The organism is Bradyrhizobium sp. 197, assembly GCF_023073375.1.
In the GTDB taxonomy this organism is placed as follows: domain Bacteria; phylum Pseudomonadota; class Alphaproteobacteria; order Rhizobiales; family Xanthobacteraceae; genus Bradyrhizobium.
Genome location: NZ_JADPJJ010000041.1, coordinates 47,726 through 60,008, shown reverse-complemented (window position 1 = coordinate 60,008; position 12,283 = coordinate 47,726). Strand labels below are relative to the sequence as shown.

Here is a 12,283-nt window from a genome sequence, read left to right as displayed (position 1 = left end):
CCACCTCACGATGACGCCCTTGCGCTTCGCTAATCCTTCGCCGCCATCAGGCTGGATAGAGGACTTCCACCTCCAAGCTGTCGTTCATACTCGGCACACCACAAAAAAAGCCCCGGCTTGCGCCGGGGCTTTGATGCAGCGAAACGTACGTTTCGCTTATTTGGTGTCGCGGTTCTTGAGCGCGGTGCCGAGGATGTCGCCGAGCGTCGCTCCCGAATCGGAGGAGCCGTATTGCGCGATGGCTTCCTTCTCTTCGGCGACTTCGAGCGCCTTGATCGACACCTGGACCTTGCGGGCCTTCTTGTCGAACTGGATCACGCGGGCATCGACCTTCTCGCCGACGGCGAAACGTTCGGTGCGCTGATCGTTGCGGTCACGGGCGAGCTCCGAGCGCTTCACGAAAGTGGCGAAGTCGGTACCGATGATCTTCACCTCGATGCCGCCCTCCTTCACTTCGAGCACTTCGCAGGTCACGACCGCGCCCTTCTTGACATCGCCCGGCTCGGCGAAGGGGTCGCCTTCGAGCTGCTTGATGCCGAGCGAGATACGCTCCTTCTCGACGTCCACATCGAGCACCACGGCCTTCACCATGTCGCCCTTCTTGTAGTTGTCGATCACCTGCTCGCCCGGAACCTTCCAGTCGAGGTCGGAGAGATGGACCATGCCGTCGACGTCGCCCTCGAGGCCCAGGAACAGACCGAACTCGGTCTTGTTCTTGACCTCGCCCTCGACCGTCGAACCGGTCGGGTGACCTTCGACGAAGACCTCCCACGGGTTGCGCATGGTCTGCTTGAGGCCGAGCGAGATGCGGCGCTTGACGGAATCGACTTCCAGCACCTGCACTTCGACTTCCTGCGAGGTCGAAACGATCTTGCCGGGGTGCATGTTCTTCTTGGTCCACGACATCTCGGAGACGTGGATCAGGCCTTCGATGCCCGGCTCGAGCTCGACGAACGCACCGTAGTCGGTGATGTTGGTGACGCGGCCGGTGAAGCGAGACCCCAGCGGGTACTTGGCTTCGATGCCCTGCCACGGATCGTCCAGCAGCTGCTTCATGCCCAGCGAGATGCGGTGCGTCTCGTGGTTGATCTTGATGATCTTGACCTTCACGGTCTGGCCGATCGAGAGCACCTCGGTCGGATGATTGACGCGGCGCCACGCGATATCGGTGACGTGCAGCAGACCGTCGATGCCGCCGAGATCAACGAACGCACCGTAATCGGTGATGTTCTTGACCACGCCGTCGATGACCTGACCCTCTTCGAGGTTCTGCACCAGCTCCTGGCGCTGCTCGGCGCGGGTCTCTTCGAGAACCGTGCGGCGGGACACGACGATGTTGCCGCGGCGGCGGTCCATCTTGAGGATCTGGAACGGCTGCGAGTTGTTCATCAGCGGCGCAACGTCGCGGATCGGACGGATATCGACCTGCGAACGCGGCAGGAAGGCCACGGCACCGTCGAGGTCGACGGTGAAGCCGCCCTTAACCTGGTTGAAGATGACGCCGTTGACCTTCTCGTTGTTCTGGAAAGCCTTCTCGAGCTTGCCCCAGCTCTCTTCGCGGCGCGCTTTGTCGCGCGACAGCACGGCTTCGCCGAGGGCGTTCTCGATGCGATCGAGGAACACTTCCACCTCGTCGCCGACCTTGAGTTCGCTCTCACGGCCGGGGCCGGAAAATTCGCGCAGGGCGACGCGGCCCTCGGTCTTCAGGCCGACGTCGATGACGGCCATGTCCTTTTCGATTGCAACAACCTTGCCCTTGATGACTGAGCTTTCCTGCAGGTTGCCACCTGCGAAGGACTCGTCGAGCATCGCGGCGAAATCGTCGCGCGACGGGCTATAGGTATCAGCAGAAGTCGAAGCCATTTGTTCTCCAGTTGCGGATGTCGTGCCGGCCGTTGGGTTCATGGGCGCATCGTACGCGCAGTGTCGGAAGGTCCGCAGAACCTTCGAGCGACCGCTCGTTGCCCCGGCCTGGCACCGGAACAGCGGAAGCGGGCCGGCTGAGGCCCGCGCATTCGATACGTGGAAATCTTTGTCCGGAGCCTGATCGCGTCGGTCCCGAACAGGGACCGAAGTATCGACCTCAAAGAGCGGGAGCGGGCGCTTCCTCCAATGACGGCAGCGGCTTAACCCCGCGACCGGCCCGCTCGGACGGCCTCGATAATGTCGATGGCGGCCCGGACGCCGCCTTCTATATCCAGTTGGGAGTTATCTAGCAAGTAAGCATCCGCGGCCGGCTTTAACGGCGCAATCGGCCGGTTCTTGTCGCGCTCGTCGCGCTGGATGATGTCGGCGAGCACGGCCGCCTCGTCGGCCTCCTCGCCCCGCGCCTTGGCCTCCATGGTCCGGCGGCGGGCGCGCACCATGGGGTCGGCGACGACGAAGATCTTCACGTCGGCATGGGGGCAAATCACGGTTCCAATATCCCGCCCATCGAGCACGGCGCCGGGCGGATCGGCGGCGAATTGCCGCTGAAAACCGACCAGGGCCTCGCGGACTTTGGGGATCGCCGAGACGATGGAAGCGCCCTCGCCGGCCTTCTGGGTCTTCAGGGCGGGATTGCCGAACTTTTCGGGATCGAGTTCCAACGCTGCCGCGACCGCCGCCGCCTCGTCCCTGAGATCATGCCCGGACTGCATCAGCGAATAGGCCACCGCGCGATAGATCACGCCGGTATCGAGGTGACGGTAGCCGTAATGGTGGGCAAGACGCTTGCCGAGCGTGCCCTTGCCCGACGCCGCGGGCCCGTCGATGGCGATGATCATGAAAATTCGGCCCCAAGCGAACGCATCATCGGAATGAAATCCGGGAAACTGGTGGCGATGAAGGCGGTGTCGTCGATGGTCACGGGCTGGTCGGACGCGCAGCCCATCACCAGCGCGGACATGGCGATGCGATGATCCATGTGGGTGGCGACGAGACCGCCGCCGGGGACGTGGCCGCGGCCTTCGACGATCAGGTCGTCGCCGGAGACCTCGACCTTCACGCCGTTGACGCGGAGCATGGCGGCGGTGGCTTCGAGACGATCGGATTCCTTGACGCGCAGCTCCTGGAGGCCGCGCATGATGGTCGTGCCCTCGGCGAAGGCGGCCGCCACCGCCAGCACCAGATATTCGTCGATCATCGCGGGCGCGCGCTCCGGCGGCACCACAACACCACGCAATTTCGAAGCGCGCACGCGCAGCTTCGCCATCGGCTCGCCGGCGTCGCCACGCACCTCGCTCGCCTCGATCGAGGCACCCATTTCGCGCAGCGTCGTGAACAGGCCGGTGCGCAGCGGATTGGTCATGACGTCGGACAGGACGACGTCGGAGCCTTCGACGATCAGCGCAGCAACAATGGGAAACGCCGCCGATGAGGGATCGGCGGGCACGACGACATTGGCGCCATGCAGCTCAGGTTGACCAACGAGCGTGATGCGGCGGCCGTGCTGGCCCTCCTGCGCCGAGCTGATCTCGGCGCCAAAGTGCTTCAGCATCAGCTCGGTATGGTCGCGGCTGGCCTCGGTCTCGATGACCGTGGTGGTGCCCGGCGCGGCCAGGCCCGCGAGCAGCACGGCGGATTTGATCTGGGCCGAGGCGACCGGGGTCTCGTAGGTGATCGGCAGCGGATCGCGCGCGCCCTGGACAGTCAGCGGCAGACGGCCGCCCTCGCCAACGGAGGCGACCTTCGCGCCCATCTTTTCCAATGGGTCCAGGATCCGGCGCATGGGCCGGCTGCGCAGCGAGGCATCGCCGTCGAACACCGCCGAGATCGGGCAGCCGGCGACGGCGCCCATGACCAGCCGGCAGCCGGTGCCGGAGTTGCCGAAATCCAGCGGCGCCTTGGGCTCGGCGAAGCCCGCAACACCCACGCCGTTCACCGTCCAGGTGAAATCACTTATGCGCTCGACCCGGGCGCCGAGCGCTTCCATGGCTTTTGCGGTGTTGAGGACGTCCTCGCCCTCAAGGAGGCCCGAGATCCTGGTCTCTCCAACCGCGAGCGCGCCCAGGATGAGGGCACGGTGGGAGATCGACTTGTCCCCAGGCACCCGTACTTTTCCGGTCAGGGGGCCGCTGGCGCGCGACTGAAGCGGCGTCGGCTTGTCGGAATGGGTCAAGATTGTGTCCTTGGATGTGCCCTCTGGGCTCGCGGGCAGGTACCACATGGTCTCTCCGCCGTCACGGGCATGTCGTTCTCCCGTAATGCGCTATTGACAGCGGGCCGCCAACTAGCCAAGTGAAACACCGCTTTTCAGACATTTCCAGGATTCCTCTGCCGTGGCCAAGTCCGAACTCGGAACCAAACGTATTTGCCCGACCACGGGCAAGAAGTTCTATGACCTCAACAAGAGTCCGGTGATCTCGCCGTACACCGGTGAGGTCGTGCCGATCGCGCCCGTGGCGCCGGCTCGCGCGCCTCGCGGCGCCGAAGCCCGCCACGCGGCAGCAGCCGCCGACACCAAGCCGGAGCCGGCGGAAGTCGAGGAAGTCTCGCTCGAGGAGGCCGATGCCGAGGAGAACACCGGCAAGGTCAAGGCCGTCGTGCCCGAATCCGAGGACGACATCGAGGCCGACGAGACCATCGACGACGACGATGACGATGATTCGACCTTTATCGCCGACGACGAAGAGGGCGATGAGGACGTCACCGACATCATTGGTGATGTCACCGGTGATGAAGAGACTTGAGATAATCCCAGAACTGTGGTTCTGGGTCTTTCCCGACGCGTCGCCCACGGCGCGTCGGACGGTTAAGGGGCCATAGCTCAGCTGGGAGAGCGCTTGCATGGCATGCAAGAGGTCGGCGGTTCGATCCCGCCTGGCTCCACCACGCTTCGCCCTTCGGGCTACGCGTGGCGCAGCCGCGCACAGCCCGAAGGGCGAAGCGTGGTGTCCGGCGAAGCCCGAAGGGCGAAGACGGACTGGTGACATTCCCACGCAGCGGCCGCCCAGGCGATAATCGTCAATGTGGTACGTCTACATCCTCCGCAGCATCGAATTTCCCGAGCAGGAATACGTTGGGGCCACGGAAAATCTGAAGCGGCGGATTCCAGAGCACAATGCTGGCAAATCCACCCACACCGCCAAGTTTAAGCCTTGGAAGCTGATCTGGTACTGCGCCTTCCCTGACAAGTACAAAGCGCTCGCTTTTGAAGCGTACCTGAAGTCTCACTCCGGCCGAGCATTCACGAAGAAGCGGCTGTCCTAAGCACGTAAACCTAACCCTACTCCCCGATCACCGCATTGAGCCGGTCGCGCAGCGCGACGATCTCGTCCTTCATCGTGACCAGTTCCGAGACCGAGCAGTCCGACGCTGCCAGGATCGATTGCGGCACGGCGCGCGCCTTGTCCTTCAAGGCGTGGCCCTGCGCCGTTAGCGCGATCAGGACCTGACGTTCGTCCTCGCGCGAGCGCGTGCGCTTGACGAGGTGGGCGGCTTCGAGTCGCTTGAGCAGCGGCGTCAGCGTGCCCGAATCCAGGAACAGCTTTTCGCCGATGTCCTTCACCGGCACGTCGTCGCGCTCCCACAGCACCAGCATGACCAGATATTGCGGATAGGTCAGGCCGAGCCGGTCCAGCAGCGGCTTGTAGACGCGGTTGAAGGCATGCGCGGCCGAATAGACCGCGAAGCAGATCTGGTTGTCGAGGCGCAGCGGCTGGTCCGCTGCCGATGATTTCCGGGGCATAGAGAATCTCACGAGGCTTGCTCCATTCTGGGGCCGGCCGGCGGCACATTCAATTGCGAACAATTAAATGTGAGGCTCCGTAATTTAAATTGCGCGCAATCTAATGCCTGCGATAAAGATTGCACCAGCGAAAACCCAGGAGACCAAAATGTCCGTGAACGTCCTCTACAAGACCAGCGCAAAAGCCACCGGCGGCCGCGACGGCCATGCTGCGACCCTCGACGGCGCGCTCGACGTCAAGCTCACCACGCCGAAGGAACTCGGCGGCGGCGGCGGCGCCGGCAACAATCCCGAGCAGCTGTTTGCGGCAGGCTATGCCGCCTGCTTCATCGGCGCGATGAAATTCGTATCCTCGCAGGGCGGGCCGAAGGTTCCGGCTGACGCCTCCGTGACCTCGACCGTCGGCATTGGCCCGCGCGCGGCCGGCGGCTTCGGTCTCGACATCGACCTTGCCGTATCGCTGCCGGGCCTTGCCCGTGCCGAAGCCGAGGCACTGGTCGAGAAGGCTCACCAGGTGTGCCCCTATTCCAACGCGACGCGCGGCAATGTCGACGTCCGCCTGACGGTCGTCTGATCGTCGATTGGATTGGCTGGCCCGGGATCCTCCTCGGGCCGGCCGCTTCCGTTTGATTTGCCATTCGGCGGGATGGCGCAGCCGCGGCGCATGCGGCCCCCAGCAACAAGCTATTGCTGGCTCAGACGAACCTCGCTAGGCCTGTGATCAATATCGACACAGGGGAAGCGAAGGCATGACTGAAGCCGCGAGTTCTGGAGCTGCCACGGGCGCAATGAGCGGCCTGCGCGTCATCGATCTCACGCGCGTGCTCGGCGGTCCCTATTGCACCCAGATCCTCGCCGACCACGGCGCCGACGTGATCAAGGTCGAGCCGCCCGCAGGCGACGAGGTGCGCGACTGGGGCCCTCCCTTCCACGAGGAAGACGCGGCCTATTTCATCGGCATCAACCGCAACAAGCGCTCGATCGGCCTCGACCTCGCCTCCGAGGGCGGTCGCCTCGTGCTGCTCAAGATGCTGGAAACCGCCGACGTCCTGATCGAGAACTTCAAGCCGGGCACGCTGGAGAAATGGGGCATCGGCAGCGAGGTGCTGCGCGAGAAATTCCCGCGCCTGGTGCACTGCCGGATCTGCGGCTTCGGCGCCGACGGCCCGCGCGGCGGCAATCCCGGCTATGACGCCATCATCCAGGCCATGACCGGCATGATCGCGGCGACCGGCTCGCCCGAGAGCGGACCGATGCGGATCGGCGTGCCGCTGGTCGACATCGGCACCGGCCTCTATGCGGCGATCGGCATCCTGATGGCGCTGTCGGAGCGGCAGCGCTCGGGCCTGGGCCAGTTCCTGGAGACGACGCTGTACGAGACCGGTCTCGCCATCATGCACCCGCACACCGCGAATTATTTCATGCATGGCAAGCCGCCGTTGCTGACCGGCAACGAGCATCCCAACCTCGTGCCTTACGCGATCTTCCCGACCAGGACCGACGACATCTTCATCGGCGTCGGCAATGACGGCACCTTCCGCAAGCTTGCCAAGGAGATCGACAAGCCCGAACTCGGCACCGATCCGCGCTTTGCCCGCAACAAGGACCGCATCGCCAATCGCGAAGCGCTGCGCGCCGAGCTCGCCGCCGTGTTCAGCCAGCACGAGGCCGAGCCGCTGTGCAATCGCCTCCTCGCCGCGGGCCTGCCCGCAGGCCCCGTGCAGAAGATCGACCAGGCGCTGACCAACCCGCACACCATCGCCCGCGGCGATATCATCGAGAAGGACTGGTACAAGGGCGTGGCGTCGCCGATCCGGCTTGATCGCAGCAAACCGAGCCTGCGCCGCCTGCCGCCGAAATTCAGCCAGCACTCGGCCGAGGTGCTGGGCGAGTTCGGCTACTCCAAGTCCGAGATCGACGCGATGGTCGAGCAGGGCACGGTCTGCGGCCCCGAGCGCAAGCGCTGAGGCGTGACGCTATTGAACTGACAACGCGCCGCAAGGAAGGTGCGCTCCCTCGCCCGCTTGCGGGAGAGGGTTGGGGAGAGGGTGCCTCCGCAGTGAGACTCCCCAAGAGGAGAGAGCCCTCATCCGGCGCGTTGCGCCGACCTCTCCCGCAAGCGGGAGAGGTTGGAGCCCGCGGGCCGAGCGTCTGCCTCGCGCTATTCTGCTGACGACGCAGCGACCCAACCCATCACTCCCGAATGCTGCACCGCGAACGAAGAAACCTGCCCGCTGCGCATTCGCCTATTTGACAGCTTCCCTTTTCCAGCGCTTGCCGCTTTCGTTTCGGCCGCTTACACAGTCATGTGAACGTCATATGGCGCTGCTAGCGCAAGCGATCAATTTTGACGGCCAAGGGAGGTTTACTTGATGGCTCTTCGACACTTTGGAGCGGCTGCCGCTGTTGCACTCACGGTTGGAATGTCGGCCTCGCCGGCCTTGGCCGTGACCGAAATCCAGTGGTGGCACGCGATGACCGGCGCCAACAACGACGTCATCGTCAAGCTCGCCACCGACTTCAACGCGGCGCAGACCGACTACAAGGTGATCCCGACCTACAAGGGCAACTACGCCGATACGATGAACGCCGGCATCGCGGCCTTCCGCGCCGGCAACGCGCCCCACATCATGCAGGTCTTCGAAGTCGGCACCGCGACCATGATGGCGGCGACCGGCGCCGTGAAGCCCGTCTACAAGCTGATGGCCGAGGCCGGCGAGAAATTCGATCCCAAGGCATATCTGCCCGCGATCAGCGGCTATTACTCGACCTCCAAGGGCGAGATGCTGTCGTTCCCCTTCAACTCGTCGTCGACCGTCATGTGGGTGAACCTCGACGAGCTCAAGAAGGTCGGCGTCGAGATCCCGAAGACCTGGCCCGAGACGTTCGCAGCCGCCAAGAAGCTCCACGACAACGGCCATCCGACCTGCGGCTTCTCCAACTCCTGGGTCACCTGGGTCAATCTCGAACAGCTCTCGGCCTGGCACAACGTGCCGCTCTCCAGTAAAGCCAACGGCCTCGACGGCTTCGACACCAAGCTCGAGTTCAACGGTCCGCTCCAGGTCAAGCATCTCGAGAAGCTGGTCGAGCTGCAAAAAGACAAGACTTACGACTACGCCGGTCGCACCAACACAGGCGAAGGCCGCTTCACTTCGGGTGAGTGCGCGATCTACCTGACCTCGTCGGCCTTCTTCGGCAACGTCAAGGCGCAGGCCAAGTTCAACTTCACCGCGGCGCCGATGCCGTATTATCCGGACGTCAAGGGCGCGCCGCAGAACTCGATCATCGGCGGCGCCTCGCTCTGGGTCATGGGCGGCAAGTCGGCCGACGAGTACAAGGGCATTGCGAAGTTCATGACATTCCTCTCCGACACCGACCGCCAGATCTACATCCACAAGGCCTCGGGCTATCTGCCGATCACCAAGGCGGCCTACGCCAAGGCGAAGGAAGAAGGGTTCTACAAGGACCAACCCTACCTCGAGACCCCGCTGCTCGAGCTGACCAACAAGGAGCCGACCGAGAATTCGCGCGGTCTGCGCCTCGGCAACATGGTTCAGCTGCGTGACGTCTGGTCGGAAGAGATCGAGCAGGCGCTGGCTGGCAAGAAGACCGCCAAGCAGGCGCTCGATGCCGCCGTCGAGCGCGGCAACACGATGCTGCGTCAGTTCGAAAAGACCGCCGTCAAGTGAGGCGATGAGCGGCAGGTCGCGACCCGGCCTGCCGCTCAGCTGACATCATGCAGAAGCAAGCCATTTTCCAATCAAGGCTATTGCCCTACGCGCTGGTTGCGCCGCAGCTTGCGATCGTCCTGATCTTTTTCTACTGGCCGGCTGCGCAGGCTGTCATTCAGTCCTTCCTGCTCCAGGACGCCTTCGGTCTCTCGACCAGCTTCGTCTGGTTCGACAATTATCTCGATCTTTTCAGTGACGCCGCCTATTTCGAGGCGATCGTCCGGACCTTCTTCTTCTCGTTCGCGATCGCGGTCTCTTCGCTCTCCGTGGCCCTGCTGCTGGCGGTCATGGCGGACAAGCCGATGCGCGGCGGCTCGCTGTATCGCACGCTGCTGATCTGGCCCTACGCCGTCGCGCCGCCCGTCGTCGGCGTGCTCTGGATCTTCATGCTGCATCCCTCGCTCGGCGTCCTCTCGCGCTATCTGCGCGAAGCCGGCATCGACTGGAATCCGCTGCTCGACGGCGATCAGGCCGCGGCGCTGATCATCCTTGCCGCCGCGTGGAAGCAGATCTCCTATAATTTCCTGTTCTTTCTCGCCGGCCTGCAAGCGATTCCGAAGAGCGTGTTCGAGGCAGCCGCGATCGACGGCGCGCGTCCGATGCGTCGCTTCTGGACCGTGACTTTCCCGCTGTTGTCGCCGACTATCTTCTTCCTGCTGGTCGTCAACATTGTCTACGCCTTCTTCGATACATTCGGCATCATCGACACCATGACCCGCGGCGGTCCGGGAACGTCGACGGTCACGCTGGTCTACAAGGTCTATTCCGACGGCCTGCTCGGCGGCAATCTCGGCAGCTCCGCGGCGCAATCGGTGATCCTGATGGTCATGGTGATCGTGCTGACCGGAATCCAGTTCCGCTTCGTCGAACGCAAGGTGACCTACTGATGGTCGAGGAAGAGGGCTTTCGGCGCTACGTCGCTCACGCCATTTTGTGGATCGGGATCGCGATCGTCGCCTTCCCCGTCTACATCGCGTTCGTCGCCTCGACCCAGGACAACGCGCTGATCGCGAACGGGCAGATGTCGCTGCTGCCGGGCGGCCATTTCTTCGAGGTCTACTACCAGACCATCTTTGTCGGCACGAGCGGCTCGACCCGCGAGCCCGTCGGCAACATGATGCTGAACTCGCTGGTGATGGCGCTGCTGATCGCGGTGGGCAAGATCGCGATCTCGATCATCTCGGCCTATGCGATCGTGTATTTCCGCTTTCCGTTCCGGATGCCGATCTTCTGGATCATCTTCATCACCCTGATGCTGCCGGTCGAGGTGCGAATCTATCCGACTTACAAGATCGTCGCCGACCTCCACATGCTCGACAGCTATGCGGGCCTGGCGCTGCCGCTGATCGCCTCAGCCACCGCGACGCTGCTGTTTCGCCAGTTCTTCATGACGGTGCCGGACGAGCTGCTGGAGGCGTCGCGCCTCGACGGTGCCGGTCCCCTGCGCTTCTTCTGGGATACGCTGCTGCCGCTGTCGCGCACCAACATGGCGGCGCTGTTCGTGATCCTCTTCATCCTCGGCTGGAATCAGTATCTCTGGCCGCTGCTGATCACCACGCGCGACGACATGCAGACCATCCAGGTCGGCATCCGCAAGATGATCACCACCACCGACGCGCTGACCGAATGGCCGATCGTGATGGCGACCGCCGTGCTGGCGATGCTGCCGCCGGTGTTCGTCGTCGTCGCCATGCAGAAATTGTTCGTGCGCGGACTCGTGGAGACGGAAAAGTAAATCCCATGGCTAACGTTACCCTGCGCAACGTCCGCAAGACCTATCCCGGCGGCTTCGAGGCCATCAAGGGCGTCAACGTCGATGTCGGCGACGGACAATTCTGCGTGCTGGTCGGTCCTTCCGGCTGCGGCAAGTCGACATTGCTGCGCATGGTCGCGGGTCTCGAAACCGTCACCGGCGGCGAGATCGACATCGGCGGCCGAATCGTCAACCAGGTCGAGCCCGCCGACCGCGACATCGCGATGGTGTTCCAGAACTACGCGCTCTATCCGCATATGAGCGTCTTCAACAACATGGCTTACGGCCTGCGCAACCGCGGCATGAAGGAGGCCGAGGTCAAGACCCGCGTCGAGGAAGCCGCGCGCGTGCTCGAACTGTCGCCGATGCTGGAGCGCAAGCCGCGCCAGCTCTCCGGTGGTCAGCGCCAGCGCGTCGCCATGGGCCGCGCCATCGTGCGCCAGCCGAAGGTGTTCTTGTTCGACGAACCGCTGTCGAACCTCGATGCAAAGCTGCGCATCGCGATGCGGGTCGAGATCCGCAAATTGCAGCGCCGGCTCAACACGACGTCGATCTACGTCACCCACGATCAGCTGGAGGCGATGACACTCGCCGACGTCCTCGTGGTGATGAACGGCGGCCAGGTCGAGCAGGTCGGCAATCCCCTGGCGATCTACGAGAAGCCGGCGACGACCTTCGTCGCCTCCTTCATCGGCGCGCCGCCGATGAATCTGATGTCGATTCGCGCCGAGGAGATCAAATCGCAGCTCGGCAGCACCGAGGCCGGCATCCTCGGCATCCGTCCGGAAGATTTTGTCATCACCGACCAGACCCCGGCCGGCGGCATCGCGCTGCCGCTCACCGTGGAAGCGATCGAGCGCGTCGGCGCGGAGACCTTTGTCTACGGCACGCGGCAGCAGGACGAGCAGCGCGTCGCAGCCACCCCCGGCGAGCTGCCGCCCGGCGAGGTCATCGTCCGCATTCCCGGCTCCGAGGCACCGCCGATCGGTGAGAGGATCCGCGTCGCAGCAATGCGGGCGAAGCTGCATCTTTTCAGCGGCGACGGGCGGACGCGGATCGAGGCCTGACCGGTTCCACGGGTCCGCCGATTAAAAAACGCGAAAACAACCCCATGCACAGTAGCCGGGGGTC

The 12,283-nt window shown here is 63.8% G+C and carries 12 protein-coding genes and 1 tRNA gene; 9 read left to right on the top strand and 4 right to left on the bottom strand.

Features of this window, described 5'->3' with window-relative positions:
* Nucleotides 1-156: 156 nt before the first annotated feature.
* From rpsA to aroA, 3 genes are all read right to left on the bottom strand, one after another.
* Entirely contained in the window at nt 157-1,863 is a 1,707-nt protein-coding gene (rpsA, locus tag IVB27_RS09650; protein WP_247352781.1) for a 30S ribosomal protein S1, read from the bottom strand.
* 263 nt (nt 1,864-2,126) lie between these two features.
* Entirely contained in the window at nt 2,127-2,765 is a 639-nt protein-coding gene (cmk, locus tag IVB27_RS09645; RefSeq protein ID WP_247443157.1) for a (d)CMP kinase, read from the bottom strand.
* Entirely contained in the window at nt 2,762-4,147 is a 1,386-nt protein-coding gene (gene aroA, locus IVB27_RS09640) for a 3-phosphoshikimate 1-carboxyvinyltransferase (protein ID WP_524536475.1), read from the bottom strand. The genes cmk and aroA overlap by 4 nt, the downstream gene beginning before the upstream one ends.
* Nucleotides 4,148-4,259: 112 nt before the next feature.
* On the opposite strand from aroA, the gene IVB27_RS09635 reads away from it, so the two are divergent.
* From IVB27_RS09635 to IVB27_RS09625, 3 genes are all read left to right on the top strand, one after another.
* On the top strand, nt 4,260-4,670 hold the full coding sequence (locus IVB27_RS09635) for a TIGR02300 family protein (protein ID WP_247352776.1): 411 nt from the start codon (nt 4,260-4,262) through the stop codon (nt 4,668-4,670).
* Nucleotides 4,671-4,736: 66 nt separating this feature from the next.
* A tRNA-Ala gene (locus IVB27_RS09630) sits at nt 4,737-4,812 on the top strand.
* 135 nt (nt 4,813-4,947) lie between these two features.
* Nucleotides 4,948-5,190, top strand: a complete 243-nt coding sequence (locus IVB27_RS09625; protein WP_247443153.1) for a GIY-YIG nuclease family protein — start codon at nt 4,948-4,950, stop codon at nt 5,188-5,190.
* Nucleotides 5,191-5,206: 16 nt separating this feature from the next.
* On the opposite strand, the gene IVB27_RS09620 is transcribed toward IVB27_RS09625, so the two are convergent.
* Complete coding sequence (locus tag IVB27_RS09620; protein ID WP_247352774.1) at nt 5,207-5,668, bottom strand: MarR family winged helix-turn-helix transcriptional regulator; 462 nt, start codon at nt 5,666-5,668, stop codon at nt 5,207-5,209.
* A 148-nt stretch (nt 5,669-5,816) separates the two neighbouring features.
* On the opposite strand from IVB27_RS09620, the gene IVB27_RS09615 reads away from it, so the two are divergent.
* The 6 genes from IVB27_RS09615 to IVB27_RS09590 all read left to right on the top strand — a co-directional run bounded on the left by IVB27_RS09615 (nt 5,817) and on the right by IVB27_RS09590 (nt 12,219).
* Nucleotides 5,817-6,242 carry an organic hydroperoxide resistance protein gene (locus tag IVB27_RS09615; protein ID WP_007598424.1) on the top strand — a complete coding sequence of 142 codons (426 nt, stop codon included), beginning with the start codon at nt 5,817-5,819 and terminating at the stop codon, nt 6,240-6,242.
* Between the two features lie 175 nt (nt 6,243-6,417).
* Nucleotides 6,418-7,635: a CaiB/BaiF CoA transferase family protein gene (locus IVB27_RS09610; protein ID WP_247443152.1), complete on the top strand. Its 1,218-nt coding sequence runs from the start codon at nt 6,418-6,420 to the stop codon at nt 7,633-7,635.
* A 405-nt stretch (nt 7,636-8,040) separates the two neighbouring features.
* Nucleotides 8,041-9,357: a sn-glycerol-3-phosphate ABC transporter substrate-binding protein UgpB gene (gene ugpB / locus IVB27_RS09605; RefSeq protein WP_247443151.1), complete on the top strand. Its 1,317-nt coding sequence runs from the start codon at nt 8,041-8,043 to the stop codon at nt 9,355-9,357.
* Between the two features lie 47 nt (nt 9,358-9,404).
* Complete coding sequence (gene ugpA, locus IVB27_RS09600) at nt 9,405-10,286, top strand: sn-glycerol-3-phosphate ABC transporter permease UgpA (protein WP_247443150.1); 882 nt, start codon at nt 9,405-9,407, stop codon at nt 10,284-10,286.
* The gene (gene ugpE, locus IVB27_RS09595) at nt 10,286-11,134 is read left to right on the top strand and encodes a sn-glycerol-3-phosphate ABC transporter permease UgpE (RefSeq protein WP_247443149.1); all 849 of its coding nucleotides are present in this window, start codon (nt 10,286-10,288) and stop codon (nt 11,132-11,134) included. Before ugpA ends, ugpE begins: the two co-directional genes overlap by 1 nt.
* A 5-nt stretch (nt 11,135-11,139) precedes the next feature.
* Nucleotides 11,140-12,219 (top strand): sn-glycerol-3-phosphate import ATP-binding protein UgpC, encoded by a 1,080-nt coding sequence (locus IVB27_RS09590; RefSeq protein ID WP_247443148.1) that lies wholly within the window; start codon nt 11,140-11,142, stop codon nt 12,217-12,219.
* The last annotated feature ends 64 nt before the right edge of the window (nt 12,220-12,283 follow it).